The sequence below is a fragment of the Streptomyces sp. NPDC032198 genome, from assembly GCF_040636975.1.
GTDB lineage: Bacteria > Actinomycetota > Actinomycetes > Streptomycetales > Streptomycetaceae > Streptomyces.
This window is the reverse complement of the sequence record NZ_JBEZVL010000001.1, coordinates 340,225-364,148: the sequence shown is the minus strand read 5'-3', so window position 1 is coordinate 364,148 and position 23,924 is coordinate 340,225. Positions and strand designations below refer to the sequence as shown.

General features: G+C 70.8%; 25 protein-coding genes. 17 read left to right on the top strand and 8 right to left on the bottom strand.

Annotated elements, in window-relative coordinates:
* The first annotated feature begins 156 nt into the window (after positions 1-156).
* The gene (gene dnaE / locus AB0E78_RS01725; protein ID WP_361826830.1) at positions 157-3,693 is read left to right on the top strand and encodes a DNA polymerase III subunit alpha; all 3,537 of its coding nucleotides are present in this window, start codon (positions 157-159) and stop codon (positions 3,691-3,693) included.
* 79 nt (positions 3,694-3,772) lie between these two features.
* Here dnaE and AB0E78_RS01720 read toward each other — a convergent pair whose 3' ends face one another.
* On the bottom strand, positions 3,773-3,958 hold the full coding sequence (locus tag AB0E78_RS01720) for a hypothetical protein (protein ID WP_361826828.1): 186 nt from the start codon (positions 3,956-3,958) through the stop codon (positions 3,773-3,775).
* Positions 3,959-4,194: 236 nt separating this feature from the next.
* Here AB0E78_RS01720 and AB0E78_RS01715 point away from each other — a divergent pair, with 236 nt between their 5' ends.
* From AB0E78_RS01715 to AB0E78_RS01700, 4 genes are all read left to right on the top strand, one after another.
* On the top strand, positions 4,195-5,457 hold the full coding sequence (locus AB0E78_RS01715) for an NYN domain-containing protein (RefSeq protein ID WP_361826825.1): 1,263 nt from the start codon (positions 4,195-4,197) through the stop codon (positions 5,455-5,457).
* A 183-nt stretch (positions 5,458-5,640) separates the two neighbouring features.
* Positions 5,641-6,603 (top strand): ABC transporter ATP-binding protein, encoded by a 963-nt coding sequence (locus AB0E78_RS01710; RefSeq protein ID WP_361826823.1) that lies wholly within the window; start codon positions 5,641-5,643, stop codon positions 6,601-6,603.
* Between the two features lie 55 nt (positions 6,604-6,658).
* Positions 6,659-7,462 (top strand): ABC transporter permease, encoded by an 804-nt coding sequence (locus AB0E78_RS01705; RefSeq protein WP_361828459.1) that lies wholly within the window; start codon positions 6,659-6,661, stop codon positions 7,460-7,462.
* 34 nt (positions 7,463-7,496) lie between these two features.
* Complete coding sequence (locus AB0E78_RS01700; RefSeq protein ID WP_361826821.1) at positions 7,497-8,171, top strand: DUF2567 domain-containing protein; 675 nt, start codon at positions 7,497-7,499, stop codon at positions 8,169-8,171.
* A gap of 205 nt (positions 8,172-8,376) precedes the next feature.
* Here the strand turns inward: AB0E78_RS01700 and ybaK are convergent, their stop codons facing one another.
* The 4 genes from ybaK to AB0E78_RS01680 all read right to left on the bottom strand — a co-directional run bounded on the left by ybaK (position 8,377) and on the right by AB0E78_RS01680 (position 12,419).
* Positions 8,377-8,883, bottom strand: a complete 507-nt coding sequence (gene ybaK / locus AB0E78_RS01695; protein WP_361826819.1) for a Cys-tRNA(Pro) deacylase — start codon at positions 8,881-8,883, stop codon at positions 8,377-8,379.
* Positions 8,884-8,900: 17 nt separating this feature from the next.
* Positions 8,901-9,641, bottom strand: a complete 741-nt coding sequence (locus AB0E78_RS01690; RefSeq protein WP_361826816.1) for an LON peptidase substrate-binding domain-containing protein — start codon at positions 9,639-9,641, stop codon at positions 8,901-8,903.
* Between the two features lie 11 nt (positions 9,642-9,652).
* A complete protein-coding gene (locus AB0E78_RS01685) occupies positions 9,653-10,660 on the bottom strand; it encodes a hypothetical protein (RefSeq protein WP_361826814.1) in 1,008 nt (335 codons plus the stop codon).
* Positions 10,661-10,844: 184 nt separating this feature from the next.
* Positions 10,845-12,419 carry an oxidoreductase gene (locus AB0E78_RS01680; protein ID WP_361826811.1) on the bottom strand — a complete coding sequence of 525 codons (1,575 nt, stop codon included), beginning with the start codon at positions 12,417-12,419 and terminating at the stop codon, positions 10,845-10,847.
* Positions 12,420-12,622: 203 nt separating this feature from the next.
* On the opposite strand from AB0E78_RS01680, the gene hisD reads away from it, so the two are divergent.
* The 10 genes from hisD (at position 12,623) to AB0E78_RS01630 (ending at position 20,390) form a co-directional block, all read left to right on the top strand.
* Positions 12,623-13,945 (top strand): histidinol dehydrogenase, encoded by a 1,323-nt coding sequence (gene hisD / locus AB0E78_RS01675; protein WP_361826808.1) that lies wholly within the window; start codon positions 12,623-12,625, stop codon positions 13,943-13,945.
* On the top strand, positions 13,942-15,051 hold the full coding sequence (locus AB0E78_RS01670) for a histidinol-phosphate transaminase (RefSeq protein ID WP_361826805.1): 1,110 nt from the start codon (positions 13,942-13,944) through the stop codon (positions 15,049-15,051). Before hisD ends, AB0E78_RS01670 begins: the two co-directional genes overlap by 4 nt.
* The gene (gene hisB, locus AB0E78_RS01665) at positions 15,048-15,641 is read left to right on the top strand and encodes an imidazoleglycerol-phosphate dehydratase HisB (protein ID WP_361826803.1); all 594 of its coding nucleotides are present in this window, start codon (positions 15,048-15,050) and stop codon (positions 15,639-15,641) included. Before AB0E78_RS01670 ends, hisB begins: the two co-directional genes overlap by 4 nt.
* A gap of 4 nt (positions 15,642-15,645) precedes the next feature.
* The gene (locus AB0E78_RS01660; protein ID WP_361826800.1) at positions 15,646-15,810 is read left to right on the top strand and encodes a hypothetical protein; all 165 of its coding nucleotides are present in this window, start codon (positions 15,646-15,648) and stop codon (positions 15,808-15,810) included.
* Positions 15,811-15,824: 14 nt separating this feature from the next.
* On the top strand, positions 15,825-16,478 hold the full coding sequence (hisH, locus tag AB0E78_RS01655; protein WP_361826797.1) for an imidazole glycerol phosphate synthase subunit HisH: 654 nt from the start codon (positions 15,825-15,827) through the stop codon (positions 16,476-16,478).
* A gap of 17 nt (positions 16,479-16,495) precedes the next feature.
* The gene (gene priA, locus AB0E78_RS01650) at positions 16,496-17,224 is read left to right on the top strand and encodes a bifunctional 1-(5-phosphoribosyl)-5-((5-phosphoribosylamino)methylideneamino)imidazole-4-carboxamide isomerase/phosphoribosylanthranilate isomerase PriA (protein WP_361828456.1); all 729 of its coding nucleotides are present in this window, start codon (positions 16,496-16,498) and stop codon (positions 17,222-17,224) included.
* Entirely contained in the window at positions 17,221-17,631 is a 411-nt protein-coding gene (locus AB0E78_RS01645; protein WP_361826795.1) for a RidA family protein, read from the top strand. The genes priA and AB0E78_RS01645 overlap by 4 nt, the downstream gene beginning before the upstream one ends.
* On the top strand, positions 17,628-18,383 hold the full coding sequence (gene hisF, locus AB0E78_RS01640; RefSeq protein WP_361826792.1) for an imidazole glycerol phosphate synthase subunit HisF: 756 nt from the start codon (positions 17,628-17,630) through the stop codon (positions 18,381-18,383). Before AB0E78_RS01645 ends, hisF begins: the two co-directional genes overlap by 4 nt.
* 119 nt (positions 18,384-18,502) lie before the next feature.
* On the top strand, positions 18,503-19,105 hold the full coding sequence (locus AB0E78_RS01635) for a helix-turn-helix domain-containing protein (RefSeq protein WP_361826790.1): 603 nt from the start codon (positions 18,503-18,505) through the stop codon (positions 19,103-19,105).
* A gap of 13 nt (positions 19,106-19,118) precedes the next feature.
* Positions 19,119-20,390 carry an MFS transporter gene (locus AB0E78_RS01630; RefSeq protein WP_361826788.1) on the top strand — a complete coding sequence of 424 codons (1,272 nt, stop codon included), beginning with the start codon at positions 19,119-19,121 and terminating at the stop codon, positions 20,388-20,390.
* Between the two features lie 5 nt (positions 20,391-20,395).
* Here AB0E78_RS01630 and AB0E78_RS01625 read toward each other — a convergent pair whose 3' ends face one another.
* Both AB0E78_RS01625 and AB0E78_RS01620 read right to left on the bottom strand, forming a co-directional pair.
* A complete protein-coding gene (locus AB0E78_RS01625; RefSeq protein ID WP_361826786.1) occupies positions 20,396-20,797 on the bottom strand; it encodes a VOC family protein in 402 nt (133 codons plus the stop codon).
* Positions 20,797-21,432 carry a TIGR03085 family metal-binding protein gene (locus tag AB0E78_RS01620; RefSeq protein WP_361826783.1) on the bottom strand — a complete coding sequence of 212 codons (636 nt, stop codon included), beginning with the start codon at positions 21,430-21,432 and terminating at the stop codon, positions 20,797-20,799. Before AB0E78_RS01620 ends, AB0E78_RS01625 begins: the two co-directional genes overlap by 1 nt.
* An 82-nt stretch (positions 21,433-21,514) precedes the next feature.
* On the opposite strand from AB0E78_RS01620, the gene hisI reads away from it, so the two are divergent.
* Complete coding sequence (gene hisI, locus AB0E78_RS01615; protein ID WP_361826780.1) at positions 21,515-21,895, top strand: phosphoribosyl-AMP cyclohydrolase; 381 nt, start codon at positions 21,515-21,517, stop codon at positions 21,893-21,895.
* Here the strand turns inward: hisI and AB0E78_RS01610 are convergent.
* On the bottom strand, positions 21,876-22,343 hold the full coding sequence (locus AB0E78_RS01610) for a hypothetical protein (protein WP_361826778.1): 468 nt from the start codon (positions 22,341-22,343) through the stop codon (positions 21,876-21,878). The two genes, hisI and AB0E78_RS01610, sit on opposite strands and share 20 nt — an antisense overlap.
* A 78-nt stretch (positions 22,344-22,421) precedes the next feature.
* On the opposite strand from AB0E78_RS01610, the gene AB0E78_RS01605 reads away from it, so the two are divergent.
* Entirely contained in the window at positions 22,422-23,924 is a 1,503-nt protein-coding gene (locus tag AB0E78_RS01605; RefSeq protein ID WP_361826776.1) for an anthranilate synthase component I, read from the top strand.

Sequence of the window (23,924 nt, the reverse complement as noted above, 5' to 3'; positions counted from 1 at the left end):
GTGGTGCCAGGTGGTGCATGACATTTGGGACAGGCGTTCCGACCTGTCCAACGCACGACGGTACCCCCGAGTGCCCGTCGGTTGTCAGTGTCGCGGATTAGACTTCCACGCTGTCCCCCCAGACTGTTGCCGACTGTTCCCCGGAGGCCTCCCGCCGTGACCAAGCCGCCCTTTACGCACCTCCACGTCCACACCCAGTACTCGCTGCTGGACGGTGCCGCGCGGCTCAAGGACATGTTCGACGCGTGTAATGAGATGGGCATGACGCATGTCGCCATGTCCGACCACGGCAACCTCCACGGGGCGTACGACTTCTTCCACTCGGCGCAGAAGGCGGGTGTGACGCCGATCATCGGGATCGAGGCGTATGTGGCGCCGGAGTCCCGCCGCAACAAGCGGAAGATCAAGTGGGGCCAGCCGCATCAGAAGCGTGACGACGTGTCCGGTTCGGGTGGTTACACGCACAAGACGATCTGGGCGTCGAACAGCACGGGCCTGCACAACCTCTTCCGGCTGTCCTCGGACGCGTATGCCGAGGGCTGGCTGCAGAAGTGGCCGCGCATGGACAAGGAGACGATCTCCCAGTGGTCGGAGGGCCTGATCGCCTCCACCGGGTGCCCGTCCGGGGAGCTGCAGACCCGGCTGCGGCTCGGGCAGTTCGACGAGGCGGTGAAGGCGGCCGCCGAGTACCAGGACATCTTCGGCAAGGACCGGTACTTCCTGGAGCTGATGGACCACGGCATCGACATCGAGCGCCGGGTCCGTGACGACCTGCTCCGGGTCGGCAAGAAGCTGGGCATCCCGCCGCTGGTCACGAACGACTCGCACTACACGTACGCGCACGAGTCCGTCGCGCACGACGCCCTGCTCTGCATCCAGACCGGCAAGAACCTCTCGGACCCCGACCGTTTCCGCTTCGACGGCACCGGCTACTACCTGAAGTCCACGGACGAGATGTACGCCATCGACTCCTCGGACGCCTGGCAGGAAGGCTGCGCCAACACGCTCCTGGTCGCCGAGCAGATCGACACCACCGGGATGTTCGAGAAGCGCGACCTCATGCCCAAGTTTGAGATCCCGGACGGCTTCACCGAAGTCACCTGGTTCCAGGAGGAGGTCCGGGTCGGCATGGCCCGCCGCTACCCGGGCGGTGTCCCCGAAGACCGGCAGAAGCAGGCCGAGTACGAGATGGACATCATCATCCAGATGGGGTTCCCGGGGTACTTCCTCGTGGTCGCCGACTTCATCATGTGGGCCAAGAACAACGGCATCGCGGTGGGCCCGGGCCGTGGCTCCGCGGCCGGCTCGATCGTCGCGTACGCCATGGGCATCACCGACCTCGACCCCATCACGCACGGTCTGATCTTCGAGCGGTTCCTCAACCCCGAGCGCGTCTCCATGCCCGATGTCGACATCGACTTCGACGAGCGCAGGCGCGTCGAAGTGATCCGGTACGTGACCGAGAAGTACGGCGCCGACAAGGTCGCCATGATCGGCACGTACGGAAAGATCAAGGCGAAGAACGCCATCAAGGACTCCGCGCGCGTGCTCGGATATCCGTACGCGATGGGCGACCGCCTCACCAAGGCGATGCCCGCCGACGTCCTCGGCAAGGGCATCGACCTCTCCGGCATCACGGACCCCAAGCACCCGCGCTACAGCGAGGCGGGCGAGATCCGGGGGATGTACGAGAACGAACCGGACGTCAAGAAGGTCATCGACACCGCCAAGGGCGTCGAGGGCCTGGTCCGGCAGATGGGCGTGCACGCGGCCGGCGTCATCATGTCCAGCGAGCCGATCGTGGACCACGCCCCGCTCTGGACCCGGCACACGGACGGCGTGACGATCACGCAGTGGGACTACCCCCAGTGCGAGTCGCTCGGCCTGCTCAAGATGGACTTCCTGGGCCTTCGAAACCTCACCATCATGGACGACGCCGTCAAGATGGTGCGGAACGACAAGGGCATCGACCTGGAGATGCTCTCCCTCCCGCTGGACGACAAGAAGACCTTCGAACTGCTCTGCCGCGGTGACACGCTCGGCGTCTTCCAGTTCGACGGCGGTCCGATGCGCTCCCTGCTCCGCCAGATGCAGCCCGACAACTTCGAGGACATTTCCGCCGTCTCGGCCCTCTACCGGCCGGGCCCGATGGGCATGAACTCGCACATCAACTACGCGGAGCGCAAGAACGGCCGCCAGGAGATCACGCCGATCCACCCGGAGCTCGAAGAGCCCCTGAAGGAGACGCTCGGCCTGACCTACGGCCTCATCGTGTACCAGGAGCAGGTGCAGAAGGCCGCGCAGATCATCGCCGGCTACTCGCTGGGCGAAGCCGACATCCTGCGCCGCGTGATGGGCAAGAAGAAGCCCGACGAGCTGGCGAAGAACTTCGTCCTCTTCCAGGAGGGAGCGAAGAAGAACGGCTACTCGGACGCCGCGATCCAGGCCCTGTGGGACGTCCTGGTCCCCTTCGCCGGATACGCGTTCAACAAGGCGCACTCCTCCGCGTACGGCCTCGTCACGTACTGGACCGCCTACCTCAAGGCGAACTACCCCGCCGAGTACATGGCCGCGCTGCTCACCTCGGTGAAGGACGACAAGGACAAGTCGGCCATCTACCTGAACGAGTGCCGGCGCATGGGCATCAAGGTACTGCCGCCCAACGTGAACGAGTCCGTGCACAACTTCGCCGCCCAGGGCGACGACGTGATCCTCTTTGGCCTGGAGGCGGTCCGTAACGTCGGCACGAACGTCGTCGAGTCGATCGTCCGCTCGCGCAAGGCCAAGGGGAAGTTCGCCTCCTTCCCCGACTACCTCGACAAGGTCGAGGCCGCCGCCTGCAACAAGCGGACCACGGAGTCGCTCATCAAGGCGGGCGCCTTCGACACCATGGGGCACACCCGCAAGGGCCTGACCGCCCAGTACGAGCCCATGATCGACAACGTGGTGCAGGTCAAGCGCAAGGAAGCGGAAGGGCAGTTCGACCTCTTCGGAGGCGGCGAGGAGACCGGCGGCGAGCCGGGCTTCGGCCTCGACGTGGAGTTCTCCACCGACGAGTGGGAGAAGACGTATCTGCTCGCCCAGGAGCGGGAGATGCTCGGCCTGTACGTCTCCGACCACCCGCTGTTCGGCCTGGAGCACGTCCTGTCCGACAAGGCCGACGCGGGCATCGGGCAACTCACCGGCGGTGACTACTCGGACGGCTCGATCGTCACCATCGGCGGCATCATCTCCGGCCTCCAGCGCAAGATGACCAAGCAGGGCAACGCCTGGGCGATCGCGACCGTCGAGGACCTCGCGGGCTCCATCGAGTGCATGTTCTTCCCGGCGACGTATCAGCTCGTCTCGACCCAACTCGTCGAGGACGCCGTGGTGTTCGTCAAGGGCCGCCTCGACAAGCGCGAGGACGTGCCGCGTCTGGTCGCGATGGAGCTCCAGGTCCCCGACCTGTCGAACGCGGGCACCAACGCGCCCGTCCTGATCACCATCCCGACGGTGAAGGTGACCCCGCCGATGGTCAGCCGCCTCGGAGAGATCCTCAGCCACCACCGCGGCAACAGCGAGGTGCGGATCAAGCTCCAGGGGGCCCAGAAGACGACGGTGCTGCGGCTCGACCGCCACCGCGTACAACCGGATCCCGCCCTTTTCGGTGACCTGAAGGTGCTGCTCGGCCCGTCCTGTCTGGCCGGGTAGAAACACCGCCATAACCCAGTGAAGGGGCGCACCCGGAAGTCCGGGTGCGCCCCTTCACGCATATACGCCTGTGTGGGCGTCAGTTGTGGCCGAATCGACGCTGATGCTTGCGCGCGACCTCGGCCGGGCTGCCCTGCGACTGAACGGCGGACTGCACCCGCTGCTCGGCCTGCTCCGCGGACGACTTGGCCTGCTCCTGGGCCTGCTCCGCGGCCGATGCGCGGTTGTGGTCGTCGCCCTGCTTGCGGTTCTTGTTCTTGGCCATGGTGATCTTCCTCCTGAAGGGGATCTGGGGGCCAGGATGCGACCAGATTCACATATGGCGACAAGCTGCGCATTTCAGAGAATTACCGTGCGTAATAAGCCCTGTCGGAGAGTGAAGACGGGATACGCCACGCCGAAGATCGAGTTCCGGCCGTTAACCTCCGCCGGGTCGGGCAGACTCGAAGGAAACCCGAACCATTACTTCCAGGGAATCTCCAGGGAAAGAGGGTGGATCGCGTGGACCGCTGCATCGTCCTGGTGGACGCCGGGTATCTGCTGGGTGCCGCCGCGAGTCTCCTCGCGGGCGAGCCCTCGCGGTCCCGGATCACCGTCGATCACACCGCCCTGATCCAGGGCATCCGTGAGCGCGCGGAATCCGACACCGAGCGCCCCCTGCTCCGGATCTACTGGTTCGACGGAGCCCCCGACCGCGTACCGCAGCCCGAGCACCGCAGGCTGCGCGTCATGCCGCGCGTGACGGTCCGGCTCGGCGCGCTGACCCGGAGCGACGGCCGGTGGGCCCAGAAGGGCGTCGACGCCGCCATGCACGCCGAGCTGACGGAGCTGGCCCGTAACCGCGCCTGCTCGGACATCGTGCTCATCACCGGCGACGGGGACCTGCTGCCCGGCATGATGGCCGCCAAGGAGCACGGCGTCGCCGTCCACCTGTGGGCCGTCCAGGCCGCCGACGGGGACTACAACCAGTCCGAGGACCTCGTGGCCGAGGCCGACGAGCGCCGCGTCCTGGACCGCGCCTGGATCACCAAGGCCGTACGCCCCAAGGAGCTCACCGGCGTCTGCGCGCCCTCTCCGATCCCGCGCCCCGAGATCGCCGCGATCCTCTCCGCGCCCCTGCCGGAGTCCGCCCTCGCGGCCAGCGCCCAGCGGGCCGCCGACGAGGCCGCGGGGGTCCAGCACGGGCAGCACGTACAGCACGCCGAGGCCGGGACCAACGGCGACAGCGGCGGCGCCCACCACATGCCCCCGGGCAAGGGCGTGCCCACCCCCAAGGACCTGGCCGCCCTGCGCGGCCCCGGCACCACCCAGGCCGCCCAGCACCCCACGAACGCCACGCTGCGCTGGTCCTCCGACAAGGGCTGGGTCGAGCGCCCCGGTGGCGCCGCGGAGAGCCCGGAGGCCGCCGCCCTGCCCACGCTCGCCCAGCTCACGACGGCCGAGCAGCGCTGGGCGGACCGCGAGGAGGACATCACCACCGTCGGCGGTGACCCCTTCGAGGTCGGGCAGGTGTTCGCGCGCCGCTGGATGGCCCGCCTGCCGGAACAGCACAACCTGCAGAAGCTCTCGACGATGTACCCGCGCATCCCGCACCGCGTCGACGGCGAGCTCCTGCGGTACGCGGCCCGCTTCGGCCTGCTCGCCCACAAGGACGACCAGATCGACGAACACGACCGGTACGCGATCCGGGCGGGCTTCTGGCGCGAGATCGACGTCCACACGGCCGTGGAGCACGCACCGGTGGGCGACCGCTCCGGCGAGTGACAGGACAGGCGCGCGAACGAGTGACGGAACACGACCACGGATGACCGATACGGGGCGTACGGGGCGCCCCGGGCGTCGTACCGGGTGCGGGACCCCGTACCCTCGTCCTTCGTGAGTACGCGCTCGGCACAGGCAGTCCGACAGGGGCTCCGACAGGGTCACGGCAGTGATGCCGTCTGCGCGGTGCGCGACCTCGTCAAGACCTATCCCGCCGCCCGCGGCAGGCGCGGCACGCCCGCGACGCCCGAGGTGCGCGCGACCGACGGCATCAGCCTGGAGGTCAGGCGCGGCGAGATCTTCGGTCTCCTCGGACCCAACGGCGCCGGCAAGTCCACCCTCGTACGCCAGCTGACCGGCCTGATGCGGCCCGACAGCGGGAGCGTCGAGATCCTCGGCCACGACATCCTGCGCCACCCCGAGCGGGCCGCGCGGATCCTCGCGTACCTGGGGCAGGAGTCCACCGCGCTCGACGAGCTGACCGTCTCGCTCGCCGTCGAGACGACCGCGCGCCTGCGCGGCCTCGACGTGCGGGCCGCGCGGGCCGAGCGGGACGGCGTACTGGAAGAGCTCGCGCTCACCAAGCTCGCCTCGCGGCCGCTGAAGAAGCTCTCCGGCGGACAGCGCAGGCTCGCCTGCTTCGCCACCGCCCTGGTGGGGGAGCGGCCGCTGCTCGTCCTCGACGAGCCGACGACCGGCATGGACCCCATCGCGCGGCGGGCCGTCTGGGGCGCCGTCGACCGGCGCAGGGCCGAGCAGGGCACCACGGTGCTGCTTGTCACCCACAACGTCATCGAGGCGGAGACGGTCCTGGACCGCGTCGCCGTGCTCGACCACGGCAAGGTCATCGCCTGCGACAGTCCCCTGGGGCTGAAGGAGCAGGTCGCGGGCGAGGTGCGCGTCGAGCTCGTCTGGCGGGAGCGGGCGCCGCTGGACGTCCCCGAGGTCGCCGCGCTGCGCTCCTCCGCCGTGGAGTCCGGCCGCAAGTGGTCCCTGCGGCTCGCACCGGACGAGGCACGGGCCGCCGTCGCGGCGGTCACCGGCGGAGCCGCGTTCTCCGCCCTCGACGACTTCACCCTGGCCACACCGAGCTTGGAGGACGTGTATCTCGCCCTGGGCGGGAACGGGGAAGGGCTGGTGAAGGCGTGACCTTCGCCGGGCGCAAGAACAGCAAGAGGAGGGCCGTTCGGTGAGTGCCGTTCCCCTGGAAGCGGCCGTACGGGCCGACGACCGTGAGTGGCAGGCCGACGCCGCCGAGCCCCTGGGGCCCCGTGCGCGGCTGTTTCCCGCGCTCGCGGCGGTCTACCGGGCGCAGCTGTCCCGGGCGCGGGTCGCGCGCATTCCGCTGCTCTTCGTGGCGACCTTCCAGTCCGTCGGGATCATGATCCTGATGCGGGGCGTCGTGGACGGGGGCGGTGAGGCGCGTGCCGTCGTCGCCGGGTCCTCCGTGCTCGTCGTCGCGTTCGTCGCGCTCAACCTGCTCGCGCAGTACTTCGGGCAGCTCCGCGCCGACGGAGGCCTCGACCACTACGCCACGCTGCCCGTGCCGCCCGCGTCGGTGGTCCTCGGCGCCGCGGCGGCCTACGCCTCGTTCACCGTGCCGGGCACGCTGGTCACGGCGGTCGTCGGATGCGGCCTCTTCGGGCTCCCGATGGCGAACCTGTGGGTGCTCGCCGCGGTGATCCCACTGGCCGGTGCCGCCCTCGCCGGCCTTGGCGCCGCCCTCGGGCTGCTCGCCCCGCGGCCCGAACTGGCCACGCTGCTCGGGCAGTTGGGCATGTCGGCGGCGCTGCTCCTCGGGGTGCTCCCGGCCGAGCGGATGCCGGAGTTCTTGCAGTACGCGCGTGATCTGCTGCCCTCGACGTACGGGGTCGAGGCGTTCGCCCGTACCTTCGGGCCGCATCCGGACTGGGCGACCGTGGCCCTCGACCTCGCCGTCTGCGCGGGGGTCGGCGTCGCCTCGCTCGCCATCGCCACCTGGGCCTACCGCCGTGCGGCTGTGCGGTGAAGCGGTACTCAGGTAGTACTGGCACCATGTGTGGGTGACTGCACCGCTGACGCCCTCCCAGCCGCCCCGCGACCAGCCCCCGCACGACCCCTGGCAGCAAGCCGCTCAGTCGTCCGGAGCCGTTCCCATGCCGGCGCACGAGGAGGACGGTCCCGGGATGAAGACCGAAGTGCGACAGGCCGCGGTGATCGCGGTCGTGGTGGCCGTCTGTGGCGTCCTGCTCGGCCTGCTGTGGCTGTGGCTCGCGCCGCGCGTGCCGTTGATCGCGGACAACGAGGCGGTGTACCTCAAGGACACCGAGGGGGAACAGGCGATCGGGGTCGACGGAACGTTCGCCCTGCTCTCGCTCGCGTTCGGCGCGGTGACCGGCGCCGTGGTGTTCCTGCTGCGCAGGCGGGGCGGTATTCCGCTGGTCGTCGGGCTGACGGCCGGGAGTCTGCTGGGGGCCGTGCTCGCCTGGCGTCTTGGGATCTTCCTCGGGCCCGAGACGGACGTCGCCGCCCATGCGGAGTCCGTGGGCAAGGGCGTCGCCTTCGACGCCCCCATGGAGCTCAAGGCCAAGGGCGCGCTGCTGGCCTGGCCCGTGGCCGCGCTGCTCCTGCACCTGGGCCTCACCGGGCTCTTCGGACCGAGGGACCCCGAGCCCTACCCCCTGCCCTACGGGGACCCCGGGCGGGCAGAGGGCAGCTCGGACGCCGCAGGGGCCTGAGAACGCCCCTGGCGGGCGTCAGGGGGCGTCCCGGCGGGCGTGCGAGCGCACCCCGTCGGGCGTGAGGACGCCCCCCCCGTCCTGCCGGCGTCAGGCGGGGCGCCTCCCGTGGTTCGCCTTGCCCTTGCGCACCCGCCACTTCCTCTTGCGCGTCTTCTTCGACATGAGGGTGGTACTAGTCGAGCCCGCGACCGCCGTCGAGGGCCTATTCACGCCCGATCGGGGCCAGTACGGCGGCCGTGAGGCGGGCCAGGTCATCGGGTGCCAGTTCCACTTCCAGGCCCCGGCGGCCCGCCGAGACGCAGATCGTGGCGTGCGACGACGCCGAGTCGTCCACGACGGTACGGAGCTTCTTGCGCTGGCCCAGGGGCGAGATGCCGCCCCGTACGTACCCCGTGGTGCGCTCGGCGGCCACCGGGTCCGCCATCACCGCGCGCTTGCCGGAGACGGCCGTGGCCAGGGCCTTGAGGTTCAGGTTGCCCGCCACCGGGACCACGGCCACCGTCAGCTCGCCGTCGACCTCCGCGACCAGGGTCTTGAAGACCCGGTCGGGGGAGACGCCCATGGCCTGGGCCGCCTCTTCGCCGTACGAGGGGTGCGCGGGGTCGTGTTCGTAGGCGTGGACCGTGTAGTCGGCGCCCGCCGCGGTGAGGGCCACCGTCGCCGGGGTGCCGCCGGCGCCCGCCTGCTGCTTCTTCTGCTTCTTCGCCAAAGCGCTCGCGCCTTACGTCAGTTGAGGCTCGTGGTGCCGCGCGTGAGGTCCGTCGCGGGCAACGACGGCAGATTACGGATGATGGCGGTCTCGGCGCGAAGGACTTTCAGCTCCTCGTGCAGGCGCGACGCGGTGTCCGGCGCCTCCAGGAGCCGCTGCTTCGTGGGGGTGTCGAGGACGGCGGCCGCCGCCACCAGATACGACACCACGGACGGGTCGTCCGGCAGTTCGGCGCCCGTGGACAGGGACCGCTCACGCGCCCCGGCCAGCCGCTTCTGGTAGGCGCGGAAGGCCCGCAGGACGCCCTCGGCCAGCGCGCCCGCCTCCTCGCCGGGTTCCTCGGGCAGCTCCTCGACCTCCGCGGTCAGGAAGGCGCCCGACGCGTCCACGGAGTGCAGCCGCACGCGGGAGGTGCCCGTGGCGAGCACCTCGAAGCCGCCGTCGGCGCGCTCCCTGATCGTCGCCGCGTCGGCGATGCAGCCCACCGCGTGGAAGGCCTTGAGCGGGTCGTCGCCGAAGCCGGCCGTCGGGCCCTGCTCGGGCTGCGCGGTGGGATCAGGGAGGCCCGGAGCGCTCGGCGCGACCTCCAGGCCGTCGCGGATGGCGACGACCGCGAAGAGGCGCTGCTCCTCGTCGGGAGTCTTGAGCAGATCGCGCATCATGGCGCGATAACGCTCCTCGAACACGTTCAGCGGGAGCACGAGCCCCGGGAACAGCACCGAGTTGAGCGGGAAGAGCGGAAGCCGGACGGTGGTCACGAGCCTCAAGCCTAATGGTCGCCGGAGCCCGGACGTCCGCCACCGGTGCGCAGCGGGGTCCCGGCGGCCACTTCGATGCGTATGCCGTCCCGCAGTTCCAGGAACTGACCGAGCGGATCGTCTGCCATGCGGTCCCAGGGGAAGGACGTCGCATAGGGCCCGATGAGGCGCAGTTGTTCGAGGGCGTCGCTCCATCGCTCCAGGCGTACGAGGACGAAGGTGAGGACGTTGCGGACCTCCGCGGGCCAGGGATCCCCGGCCTCGTACTCCTGGGACACGGCGATCCCGAGGTCGGCGGCGGCGTCCAGGCGCTCGCGCGGCACGCTCCCCGAGGCGCTGGTGAGATACGCGAACGCGGCCCGCGCGGGCAGCGCCTGGATCAGCGATCCCGGCAGCGCGTCCCGGGCGGCGCGCTCGGCGAAGTCGAAGCACTGGCGGTGCGAGCCGTACCAGGCCGCCGACAGGTACTGGAGCGCCGAGGCGTGGCAGCCGTAGTGGTGCGAGGAGCGGTGCACCGCCTCGGCCCGGATCGCGTCGAAGACCGAGTGCGGGGCATGGGTGCCGCGCGCGTGGTCCAGGGCGATCCGCCATGGCACGGGGTCGCGCGGGTCGGCCTCGGCCGCCGCGGTGATCAGGGGCGCCGTCTCGCGGAGCAGCTCGGCGCGGGCCGGCGACTCCCAGCCGCGGACGACCGCGAGCTCGGCCTTGACGAGCAGCGCGTCGGGGTCGTGCGGAGCGGCGGCGAGCCAGTCGTCGAACCACTCGGAGCGGGAGCGGGCGAAGGTGGCCAGACGCGTCGTGTAGCGGTCGCGGTTCTCCCACTCGTTGCCCTCGCGGGTCATGGCGAGCAGTTTCGCGGCGGGGCCGTGGTCGCCCCGGCCCGCGGCGACGAGCGCGGGGCCGAGCCGGTCGTCGGGTGCGTCGAGGAGCACCTCGTCGTCGGGGGTCAGACCGGCGGAGAGGAGGGGGGTGTTCCTGACCATGCGTGCGGTGCGGATCAGGGCGCGCAGGAATGCCATCGTGCGGTTATTGAAAGCCGCAGGTCGGGGCAGTGCCAGGGGATGGCGGGTGAAGCTTTCGCATCGATCGTCCGGTTGCCTGACACATGGTCAAGTAAAGGTAAAATCTCTGCTCCCGGCGGGCTCCGAGGCTCTTCTCGGTCACTCCTCCCGATCCTCTCCCCGGCTCTCCTCCGGCTCCTCCTCAGTTCCTCCGCAGCAGCCTCGTCGCCCCCGCCGCGACCGTCGTCGCGAGGACCCAGCCGAGCAGGATGAGGATCGCCGCGAACCACTGCCAGCCGCCGCGCAACTGCCAGTAGCTGTCCTGGCCCAGGTCGATGACCGGGAGCAGCAGGTCGAGGGAGAACAGGGCCGGGTTCCAGTTCGGGTGCTCGCCCGGTTTGATCGCCGGGTGGTCGGCGCGCGCGAAGGCCACCGCGCTCACCGCCCAGAGCACCGCCATCCACAGGGCGGCCCGGCCCGGACGGTAGCCGTAGGCCACTGTCCAGTCCTGGGCGAAGCCCCAGAGCTTCGCCGCGATCGGCAGGGTCTCGCGGCGTCGGCGCTGCTTGGCGAGCAGCACCTCGCGGGCGTCGGCGTCCTCGCCGCCGTTGCGCAGGACGGCGGCCAGCTTCTCGTAGGGCTCGGGGTTGTACTCGGCGGTCGCGGCCGCCACCCACGCCAGCCGCCGGGCGAGCGGGAAGGGGCCCTGCGGGACGAGGTTCTCGTAACTGAAGCCGCCCATCTGGAGGCCGCCGGGGCCCGGCCAGCTGGTCGACTTGTCGATGAGGGTGACGACCTTGGCGCCGGACAGGATGATCTTGCCGCGCTGCGGGGCCTCACCGAGGAAGCGCAGCTCGGGGGTCTGCACGCGGCGCAGCGACACCTCCTGGTCGTTCTCCAGGGTGAAGCGCGCCTGGGCCAGGTCGACGGCGTCCCCGAAGCGCCCGTCGTCCAGCCGGACGCCGCCCTGGCACTCGAAGCGCTGGACGCGGGTGCCGCGCGGGGGTGTCATGCCGCTGGTCATGGGGGGATCGCCGAGCGCGGCGGGCGTCATGTAGAGCGTGCGTTCCACGGTCATCTGCGGGGCGTTGAGCGCCCGCTGGCCATACGGATTGGCGAGCTTGCTGCCGCGCAGGCTGAAGGAGACGCCGACCTTCGCGCCGCGCAGGCTGAGCTGGCCGTGCGACTCCATCATCTCGGCCTGCAGGTCCTGCCCGACCGAGAGCCCGTCGCCCATGATCGAGTTGCCGCGCCGGTCGCGGTAGATCACCGCCTGGTTGATCAGCAGGTCGGTGCCGATCTGGGCGTCCGTGAGCCGCATGCCGTTGTGGATCCGGCAGCGCGGCAGATGCAGGTCGCCCTCCGTGTGGACGCGGGCCGCCTCCACGCGCGGGATCGAGCAGTTGACGAGGCGCAGGGTGGTGAACTTGGCCTCGGGGACGAGTACTTCCTTCTCGAAGCGGCAGTGCTTCAGTTCGGCGTAGGGAACGACCTCGCCGCCCGCCAGATCCAGTACGTCCGTGATCTGGAGGCCCGAGAGCTTCAGTGACGAGACCCGGCCCGAGAGCGCGGGCGGACCCTCCAGGAGCAGCCAGCACACGATGCGCGCGCGCACGCTGCGTTCCGGGCCCCAGGGGTGGCCGCCGTGGGGATCGTCCTCCATCGCGTCCCCCGACCGGAGGTCATAGACGCTGCCGTTGCGGAAGGCCTGCCACATCCCGATCTCGGCGGCGGTCAGTCCGTCCGGCGGGTCCCCGATGCCGGTGTCGTCGACCACTGCTGTTGTCCTCCCCGTACTGCCGTCCCGCACCGCGATCCGGTGCCGCGTTGCCGTGCCGCTGTGCGCTTGTGTCTCGCACACCTGTTTCATGCCCGCTCAGTGACGGGCTGAACGCTAGTGGTGAACGTGGTCTTCCGTGATTCATATCAGCCAGTGATACGGCGTCCGGCGCGGAATCAGGGTCTGAGAGAATTGGCCACGTGATCTCCCGAATCGATCTGCGCGGCGACGCCCTCCCCGAGGGCCCCGCCCTGCGCGCCCTGCTGCCCCGTGCCGACTTCGACGTCGCGGCCGCCCTGGAGAGGGTGCGGCCCATCTGCGAGGACGTGCATCATCGTGGCGACGCGGCGCTGATCGAATACGCGGAGAAGTTCGATGGAGTACGGCTGACGCAGGTCCGCGTCCCCGCGACCGCCATCGCCGACGCCCTGACCGGCCTCGACCCGCTCGTGCGCGAGGCCCTGGAGGAGTCGATCCGCCGCGCCCGCATCGTCCACCGCGAGCAGCGCCGCGCCCCGCACACCACCCAGGTCGTGCCCGGCGGCACGGTCACCGAGAAGTGGGTGCCGGTCGAGCGCGTCGGCCTCTACGCACCGGGCGGACGCTCGGTCTACCCGTCCTCCGTGATCATGAACGCGGTCCCCGCGCAGGAGGCGGGCGTCGCGTCGATGGCGCTCGCGTCCCCGCCGCAGGCCGACTTCGACGGTCTTCCGCACCCCACGATCCTCGCTGCCTGCGCGCTCCTCGGCATCGACGAGGTGTACGCGGTGGGCGGCGCCCAGGCCGTCGCGATGTTCGCGTACGGCACCGAGACGTGCGCCCCGGCGAACATGGTCACCGGACCCGGCAACATCTGGGTCGCCGCCGCCAAGCGGTACTTCACGGGACGCATCGGCATCGACACCGAAGCCGGGCCGACCGAGATCGCGGTCCTCGCCGACGACACCGCCGACGCGGTGCACGTCGCCTCCGACCTGATCAGCCAGGCCGAGCACGACCCGCTGGCCGCCGCCGTCCTCGTCACCGACTCCATCGCCCTTGCCGACGCCGTCGCCAAGGAGCTGGAGCCGCAGGTCGCCGCGACCAAGCACGTCGAGGACCGGATCGTCCCCGCGCTCAGCGGCCGCCAGTCCGCGATCGTCCTGGTCGACGGCCTGGACGAGGGCCTGCGGGTCGTCGACGCGTACGGCGCCGAGCACCTGGAGATCCAGACCGCCGACGCCGCCGCCGTCGCCGACCGCGTCAAGAACGCGGGCGCGATCTTCGTCGGCCCCTGGGCGCCCGTCTCCCTCGGCGACTACTGCGCCGGCTCGAACCACGTGCTGCCGACCGGCGGCTGCGCCTGCCACTCCTCGGGCCTCTCCGTCCAGTCCTTCCTGCGCGGCATCCACATCGTCGACTACACCCGCGACGCGCTCGCCGATGTCGCCCACCACGTGGTGACGCTCGCCGAGGCCGAGGACCTGCCCGCGCACGGCGCGGCGGTCAAGGCGAGGTTCGGATGGAAGGTGCCGAACCAGTGAGCGTTCGCATCGACGACCTCCCCGTACGCGACGAACTGCGCGGCAAGTCCCCCTACGGCGCGCCCCAGCTCGACGTCCCCGTACGCCTGAACACGAACGAGAACCCTTACCCGCTCCCCGAGCCGCTCGTCGAGCGCATCGCCGAGCGTGTCCGCGAGGCGGCCCGCGACCTCAACCGCTACCCCGACCGCGACGCGGTCGAGCTGCGCACCGAGCTCGCCCGGTACCTCACGAACACCGGCGGCCACGAGGTCACCCTCGCCAACGTCTGGGCGGCCAACGGCTCGAACGAAGTCATCCAGCAGCTCCTGCAGACCTTTGGCGGGCCCGGCCGCACCGCCATCGGCTTCGAGCCCTCGTACTCGATGCACGGGCTCATCGCGCGCGGCACCGGCACCGGCTGGATCTCGGGCCCGCGCGGCGACGACTTCACGATCGACGTCGAAGCGGCGACGAAGACCATCGCCGAGAACCGGCCCGACGTCGTCTTCATCACCACCCCCAACAACCCCACGGGCAACGCCGTCTCCGGCGACACGGTCCTCGCGCTCTACGAAGCCGCGCAGGCCGCGAAGCCCTCGATGGTGGTGGTCGACGAGGCATACGTGGAGTTCAGCCACGGCGACTCGCTGCTCCCGCTGCTCGCGGGCCGCCCGAACCTCGTCATCTCCCGCACCATGTCGAAGGCCTTCGGAGCGGCCGGGCTGCGCCTCGGCTACCTCGCCGCCGACCCCGCGGTCGTCGACGCCGTACAGCTCGTACGCCTGCCGTATCACCTGTCGGCCGTCACCCAGGCCACCGCGCTGGCCGCCCTGGAGCACACCGACACGCTCCTGAAGTACGTCGAGCAGTTGAAGCGGGAGCGCGACCGGCTGGTGAGCGAGCTGCGTGCGATCGGCTACGAAGTCACCGACTCCGACGCCAACTTCGTGCAGTTCGGGCGATTCGAAGATGCCCACGCGGTCTGGCAGCGGATCCTCGACCGGGGCGTCCTGGTCCGGGACAACGGCGTACCGGGCTGGCTGCGCGTCAGCGCGGGAACCCCCGAAGAGAACGACGCGTTCCTCGATGCGGTACGCGAACTGAAGAAGGAGCAGCAGGCATGAGCCGCGTTGGACGGGTCGAACGGACCACCAAGGAGACGTCGGTCCTCGTCGAGATCGATCTCGACGGCAAGGGCGAGGTGGCGGTATCCACAGGGGTCGGCTTCTACGACCACATGCTCGACCAGCTCGGCCGCCACGGCCTCTTCGACCTCAGGGTCAAGACCGAGGGCGACCTGCACATCGACACCCACCACACCATCGAGGACACCGCCCTCGCCCTGGGCGCCGCCTTCAAGCAGGCGCTCGGCGACAAGGTCGGCATCTACCGCTTCGGCAACTGCACGGTTCCGCTCGACGAGTCGCTCGCCCAGGTGACCGTCGACCTGAGCGGCCGCCCGTACCTCGTGCACACCGAGCCCGAGACGATGGCGCCGATGATCGGCACGTACGACACGACGATGACCCGGCACATCCTGGAGTCCTTCGTCGCGCAGGCCCAGATCGCCCTGCACGTGCACGTGCCCTACGGCCGCAACGCCCACCACATCGTGGAGTGCCAGTTCAAGGCCCTCGCCCGCGCGCTGCGTTACGCATCGGAGCGCGACCCGCGCGCCGCCGGGATCCTCCCCTCCACGAAGGGCGCGCTGTAAAGCCATGACCGGTCTCAACACCATCCTCATCGTCGTCGGGCTCTTCCTGATCGGCGGCATCATCTCCTTCGTCAAGCAGGGGATGCCCAAGGGCCTGATCACGCTGCTCTCCATCGGCGCGGCCATGTGCCTCGTCGCGGGGATCATGCGGCTCGACTACTGGAACTGAGGGGCGTACGCGCAATGAGCACTCCCCGGAATCCACGCAAGAAGGTCGTCGTCTTCGACTACGGCTTCGGGAACGTCCGTTCCGCCGAGCGCGCCCTCGCGCGCGCGGGCGCGGACGTCGAGATCACCCGTGACTACGACACGGCCATGAACGCCGACGGCCTCCTCGTCCCCGGCGTCGGCGCCTTCGCCGCCTGCATGCAGGGGCTCAAGGAGGCGCGCGGCGACTGGATCGTGGGCCGCAGGCTCGCGGGCGGCCGTCCCGTGATGGGTATCTGCGTCGGCATGCAGATCCTCTTCGCGCGCGGCATCGAGCACGACGTGGAGGCCGAGGGCCTCGACGAGTGGCCCGGCACCGTCGAGCCGCTGAAGGCCGACATCGTCCCGCACATGGGCTGGAACACGGTCGAGGCGCCCGAGGGCTCCGAGCTGTTCGCGGGCCTCGACGCCGAAGCCCGCTACTACTTCGTGCACTCGTACGCCGTGCACCACTGGGACTTCGAGGCCGGCAACCCCGCCTTCCGCGCGCCCAAGGTCGCCTGGACCACGCACGGCGAGCCCTTCGTGGCGGCGGTCGAGAACGGCGCCCTGTGGGCCACGCAGTTCCACCCCGAGAAGTCCGGCGACGCCGGCGCCCAGCTCCTCACCAACTGGATCGGAACCCTCTAGGAATGTCAGGGACCTCTGTGAGCAAGCTCGAACTCCTTCCCGCCGTCGACGTCCGCGACGGCCAGGCCGTACGTCTCGTCCATGGCGAGTCCGGATCGGAGACCTCCTACGGCTCCCCGCTGGAGGCCGCCCTCTCCTGGCAGCGGTCGGGCGCCGAGTGGCTGCACCTGGTCGACCTGGACGCCGCGTTCGGCACCGGCGACAACCGCGCGCTGATCCGCGAGGTCACCGAGGCCATGGACATCAAGGTGGAGCTGTCCGGCGGCATCCGCGACGACGACACGCTCGCCGCGGCCCTGGCCACCGGCTGCACCCGCGTGAACCTCGGCACCGCCGCCCTGGAGACCCCGGAGTGGGTCGCCAAGGTCATCGCCGAGCACGGCGACAAGATCGCGGTCGGCCTCGACGTGCGCGGCACGACGCTGCGCGGCCGCGGCTGGACCCGCGACGGCGGCGACCTCTACGAGACCCTGGAGCGCCTCAACTCCGAGGGCTGCGCCCGCTATGTCGTCACCGACATCGCCAAGGACGGCACGCTGCAGGGGCCGAACCTGGAGCTCCTGAAGAACGTCTGCGCGGCCACGGACCGCCCGGTCGTCGCCTCCGGCGGCGTCTCGTCCCTGGACGACCTGCGCGCCATCGCCGAGCTCGTCCCGCAGGGCGTCGAGGGCGCCATCGTCGGCAAGGCGCTGTACGCGAAGGCCTTCACGCTCGAAGAGGCCCTCGCCGCGGTGGCCTCGTCATGAGCGACCTCGTCCGCAGGGTGAGCTCGGGCGGACCGTGGGAGGAGGCCATCGGCTACTCCCGCGCCGTCGAGCTGCCCAACGGCCTTGTCCTGGTGTCCGGTTGTACGTCGGTGGTGAACGGCGTCATAGACGCCGGAACCCCCTACGAGCAGGCGGCCAACGCCTTCCACGTCGCCGTCGAGGCCCTGAAGAAGCTGGGCCTTGGCCGGGAGCACGTCGTACGCACCCGCATGTACCTGACCCACGCGCGCGACGTGGAGGAGGTCGGCCGGGCCCACAAGGAGCTCTTCGACGACGTCCGCCCCGCCGCGTCGATGCTCATCGTCTCCGGCTTCGTCGACCCGAGCCTGGTCGTCGAGGTCGAGGTCGAGGCGTACCGGGACACCAGGGGAGCTGAGACGTCATGACCCTCGCGGTACGCGTGATCCCCTGCCTGGACGTGGACAACGGCCGGGTCGTCAAGGGCGTCAACTTCCAGAACCTGCGCGACGCGGGCGACCCCGTCGAGATGGCCAAGGTGTACGACGCCGAGGGCGCCGACGAGCTCACCTTCCTGGACATCACCGCCTCCTCCGGCAACCGCGAGACCACGTACGACGTGGTCCGCCGCACCGCCGAGCAGGTCTTCATCCCGCTCACGGTGGGCGGCGGGGTCCGCACGGCGGAGGACGTCGACAAGCTGCTGCGCGCGGGCGCGGACAAGGTCGGGGTCAACACGGCCGCGATCGCGCGCCCGGAGCTGATCCGCGAGATCGCGGAGCGGTTCGGCCGCCAGGTGCTGGTGCTCTCGGTCGACGCCCGGCGTACGTCTGCCGGTTCCTTCGAGGTGACGACCCACGGCGGCCGCAAGTCCGCCGGGATCGACGCCGTCGAATGGGCCCACCAGGCCGCCGAGTTGGGCGCGGGGGAGATCCTGCTCAACTCGATGGACGCGGACGGCACCAAGGACGGCTACGACATCGAGATGATCGCGGCGGTACGCCGGCACGTCACCGTCCCGGTCATCGCGTCCGGCGGCGCGGGCCGCCTGGACCACTTCCCGCCCGCGATCGCCGCGGGCGCGGACGCGGTGCTCGCCGCGTCGGTCTTCCACTTCGGGGATCTGCGGATCGGCGAGGTCAAGGACACGCTGCGGGAGGCGGGCCACCCCGTCCGCTGAGCTTGTTCTGCGCGTAAGCCCTGGTCACTGGGTGGCCGGGGCTTTTCGCCGCCCTGATGAGAAAGAAAACTTGCGCAATTTATATTGCGCAAGTTTTCTTTCGTATCTACGGTGAAGGCATGAACGACAAGCAGCCCGAGCCCGGCGAGCCCCGCCGCATCACCGATGTCGACACGCTCAAGGCCTTCGGGCACCCCCTGCGGCTGAAGATCTACAGCACGCTGCGGGTCGCGGGTCCGGCGACCGCCTCACAGATCGCCGCACAGGTCGACGAGGCGGTCTCGCTCGTCAGCTACCACCTGCGGAAGCTCGCCGAGCCCGGCCTCATCAGGGAGGCCGAGGTGCAGAGCGGGGACGCGCGGGAGCGGTGGTGGGAAGCCGCGCAGGAGACCGTGAGCTTCCGGCACGAGGACTTCAAGGACTCACCCGAGGGTGCCGCCGCGCACACGGCCGTCCTCCGCACGCTGATCGCACACCGCGAGGAGCAGTACCACACCTACCTCGCCCAGCAGTCGGCCTGGGGCGCCGAGTGGCGCAGGGCCGCGGACCAGTCGGACTTCCTCGCCCGCCTGAACCCCGCCGAACTCACACGGCTCAACGCAGAGATCTCCGCCCTGATCAAGGCGTACGAGGAGCGGGGCAAGGCCGCCGAGGCGGCGGGCGACACCGAGGGGCGCGAGAACGTCGCGCTGCACCTGGCCAGCTTTCCGTTCCGGATCTGAGAGGCCTGCCCTCATGACCACCACCGGCATACGTACGGCTCCCGTGACGGAGAGACCCGCGCACCGGGACGGCAATGTCCTTCGCTGGCTGGGTGCGTACAGCGCGTCCGCGATCGGCGACAACGTCTTCTACCTCGCCCTGTCCTGGGCCGCCATCAAGTCCGGCAGCCCCGCGCAGGCGGGCCTGGTCATGGCCGTCAGCGCAGTGCCGCGTGCGCTCCTGATGCTCGGCGGGGGAGTCGTGGCCGACCGGTTCGGGCCCCGCCGGGTCGTCATCGGCAGTGACGCGGTGCGGTGCGCCGCGGTGTTCGCGGTGGCGGCGCTGCTGGTCCTCGCGAGCCCCGGAGTGTGGCCGCTCGCCGCGCTCGGCTTCGTCTTCGGCACCGTCGACGCGCTGTTCATGCCCGCGGTGGGCGCCCTTCCGGCCCGCATCACGGCTCGGCACCAGCTCGCCCGGGTGCAGGGCATGCGCGGCCTGGTGATCCGCCTCGCCAATGTCGTGGGGGCGCCGCTGGGAGGGCTCGGCATCGCACTCGGCGGGTCGGCCGCGGCGTTCGGCATCGCCGGGCTGCTCTTCGCGGCGTCGCTGCCGCTGCTGATGTCCGTCCGCATCGCGAAGCTGCCCGCCGAAGAGAGAGCCGGGGAGAGCGCCGGAGAGGGGACGGGCAGCGGGCGGACCGCGTGGAGGGAACTCGGCGACGGGCTCCGGTACATCCGGCGGCACCGGGTCCTCGCCCCGCTGATGGTGGTCGTCGCCCTGGGAGACCTGGGCTTCGTAGGACCCCTGAACATCGGGCTCACCCTGCTGGCCGACGAGCGCGGCTGGGGAGCGTCGGGCGTGGGCCTCGTCCTCGCCGGGTTCGGGGCGGGAGCCGGCGGATCGGCGCTCCTGCTGACCGTGCGGGGGCGGCTACCGAGGGCCGGGCTCGTGCTGTCCGGGACGTGCGCCGTGGGAGCCGTGGGGATCGGCGCCGTGGCGTATGTGCCGAGCCTGCCCGCCGCCGCCGGAGCGGCGCTGCTCGTCGGCCTCCTGGTGGGACTCACCGGAGCCCTGGCCTCGGCGCTCGCGCAGACCGAGGCGGACCCCGCGTACGTCGGCCGGGTCACCGCCGTCGGCGGCCTGGTCAGCCTGGGCGTGGCACCGCTGACGTACCCGCTGACCGGGTGGGCCGTGGGGATCTGGGGGACGGCCCCCATCTTCACCGTCAGCGCGGCGACGTGCGCGCTCGCCGGTGTCTACGGGCTCAGCTCGCGGGGGCTGCGGGCGGCCGAACTGCCCCGCTGACACGACTACGCGCCCGGCGCCGCCTGCATCAGCTGGACCAGGTTGCCCACCGTGTCGTCGAGCACCGCGGTGATCACCGGGCCCTGTGCCTGAGGGCCGTGCGCGAACCGGACCCCCAGTCCCTTCAGCCGCTCGTGCTCGGCCCGCACATCGTCGACGCCGAGGACGATGCACGGAATCCCCGCCTCGTGCAGGGCCTTGTGATAGGGCTCCGCGATGGGCCCCTCGCCCGGTTCGAGCAGCAGCTCCACGTCACCGTGACCGCCCGCCGCCCCGACCGTGACGAAGGGCATGCCGCCGCCCGGCACCACGTGATGACGGGTCTCGAAGCCCAGGACGTCCGTGTAGAAGGCGTGGGCCCTGGCCACATCGTCCACGTACACCCCGGCCATCGCGACCCTGATCATCAGAGGCCCAGTTGCTTCGTCTCGTGCAGCCTGGCGATCGCGTCCTTGTCGCCGTCCAGCTCGACGTTGGCCGCGTCCTGGCGCCCGTGGGCGAACATCAGCAGCTCGGAGGGCTCACCGGTCACCGTCACCACGGGAGTACCGCGGTGCGCCACCACCGTCTGGCCGTCGGGGCGCCGCAGGACCACGCCCACCGGCGCCTTGCGGCCCACCAGGCGGGCCATCCGTTCGAGGCGCGACCACAGGGCGTCCGAGAACACCGGGTCCAGCTCGCGCGGCGTCCAGTCGGGCTGCGCGCGGCGCACGTCCTCGGTGTGGACGTAGAACTCGACGGCGTTCGATGCCTCGTCGATCTGCTTGAGGGAGAAGGGCGAGAAACGCGGCGGTCCCGTCCTGATCAGCTGGATCAGTTCCTCGTACGGTTTCGCGGCGAACTCGGCCTGCACCCGTTCGAGGCGCGAGGCGAGCTGTTTGATCAGCAGCCCGCCCGCGGCGTCCGCGCGGCGCTCGCGGACCACCACATGGGCCGCGAGATCGCGGGTGTTCCAGCCCTCGCAGAGGGTGGGGGCGTCGGGGCCCTCGGCCTCCAACAGATCGGCCAGGAGAAGTCGTTCACGCTTGGCATGGGTCGACATACGCCCCAGCGTACGACTCGCCCCCCGGTCCGCCCAGTGGACAGGGCCCGGCGGTGTCCACTGGGCGCGGCACAATGGGGCCATGACCGCCACGCCCCCGCCCAGCAGCCTCGACCCCGAGATCGCCGCCCGCCTCAAGCGCGGCGCGGACGGCCTCGTCCCCGCCGTCGCCCAGCAGTACGACACCGGCGAGGTGCTGATGCTGGGCTGGATGGACGACGAGGCGCTGCACCGCACGCTCACCACGGGGCGCTGCACGTACTGGTCGCGCAGCCGACGGGAGTACTGGGTCAAGGGCGACACGTCAGGCCACTTCCAGTACGTGAAGTCCGTGGCCCTCGACTGTGACGCGGACACCGTCCTGGTCCAGGTCGACCAGCTCGGCGCCGCCTGTCACACCGGCACCCGCACCTGCTTCGACGCCGACACCCTCCCGGTCACCTTCACCGGCACCGAAGCGTGATCGTCTCGCCGTCCCGCAGCACGATGCGGGACGGATCGCCGGCCCAGCGGCGCCCGGCGACGTCGGCGCCGCACTTCTCCCGTACGCCGCTCACGCCCCACTCGGTCATGAACTGACCCAGGGTGAAGTCCCGCCAGCGCTCCGACTCCACGTGCAGGGTGCCCGTGGTGTCGTGCGTGTGCAGCGGGCTGTAGCGGGGCTTCGGCCCCGAGCGGTCGATGCCGATGTCCGCGGGGACCGTGACGGGGCTGCCGCCCGAGTAGACCTTCAGGGTGGTGTGGATGTGCATGTCCATCGCCTCGGAGTCGAGCATCTCCAGACCCGCGGCGCGGACCCGCTCGGGCACGTCCTTGGGAGCGGGCCACACCACGGGGCCGGGAGCGGCGGCCGCGAACGCGGTCGAGGCGAGGAGGAGGGCAAAGGCGGTCAGCGTACGGCGGTTGGTCATCGTCCCGTTCTAGTGGCAGACGTTCCGCCTGTCGGCCCGCGACACCGTCCGCCACCCACACGGCCGTAAGCTCCTCCCATGGATCTCGAGACCTTCCGCAAGCTCGCGAGCGACCGCCGAGTGATCCCCGTCAGCCGCAGGCTCCTCGCGGACGGTGACACGCCCGTCGGCCTCTACCGCAAGCTCGCCGCAGAGCGGCCCGGCACGTTCCTCCTGGAGTCCGCGGAGAACGGCCGGTCGTGGTCTCGCTACTCCTTCGTCGGCGTCCGCAGCGCCGCCACCCTCACCACCCGGGACGGCGAGGCCCACTGGCTCGGCACCCCGCCGGTCGGCGTCCCCACGTCGGGCGACCCGCTCGACGCCCTGCGCGCCACCGTCGAGACCCTGCACACCCCGGGCGACCTGGCGTCCGGGATGCCGCCCTTCACCGGCGGGATGGTCGGCTACCTCGGCTACGACATCGTGCGCCGCCTGGAGAAGATCGGCCCCGGCGAGCGGGACGACCTCCAGCTGCCCGAGCTGACCATGCTGCTCACCAGCGACCTCGCCGTCCTCGACCACTGGGACGGCTCCGTCCTCCTGATCGCCAACGCGATCAACCACAACGACCTGGAGACGGGCGTCGACGAGGCGTACACCGACGCGGTCGCCCGGCTCGACGCCATGGAGGCCGACCTGTCGCGGGCCGTCTCGCAGCCCCCGGCCGCCCTGCCCCCGTCCGAGCTCCCCGAGTACACCGCGCTGTGGGGCGGCGAGCAGTACCAAGAGGCCGTCGAGGACATCAAGGAGCGCATCCGCGCGGGCGAGGCCTTCCAGGTCGTCCCCTCGCAGCGCTTCGAAACCCCTTGTGAAGCAAGCGCGTTGGACGTCTACCGCGTGCTGCGGGCCACCAACCCGTCGCCGTACATGTACCTCTTCCGCTTCGAGGGATTCGACGTCGTCGGGTCCTCGCCCGAAGCCCTCGTCAAGGTCGAGGACGGGCGCGCCATGGTGCACCCCATCGCGGGCACCCGGCCGCGCGGCGCGACCCCGCAGGAGGACCAGGCCCTCGCCGACGAGCTGCTCGCCGACCCCAAGGAGCGGGCCGAGCACCTGATGCTCGTCGACCTGGGCCGCAACGACCTGGGGCGCGTCTGCGAGCCCGGCTCGGTCGAGGTCGTCGACTTCATGTCCATCGAGCGGTACTCCCACGTCATGCACATCGTGTCGACGGTCACCGGCCAGGTCGCCGACGGCCGCACCGCCTACGACGTCCTCACCGCCTGCTTCCCCGCGGGCACCCTCTCCGGCGCCCCCAAGCCCCGCGCGATGCAGATCATCGACGAGCTGGAGCCCTCCCGGCGCGGCCTGTACGGCGGCTGTGTCGGATATCTCGACTTCGCGGGCGACTCCGACACCGCCATCGCCATCCGCACCGCGCTCCTGCGCGACGGCACCGCATACGTCCAGGCCGGAGCGGGGGTCGTCGCCGACTCCGACCCGGTGGCGGAGGACACCGAGTGCCGCAACAAGGCGGCCGCGGTGCTGCGGGCCATCCACACGGCGAACCGGCTGCGGCGTCCCGATGGACGTGAGGGATAG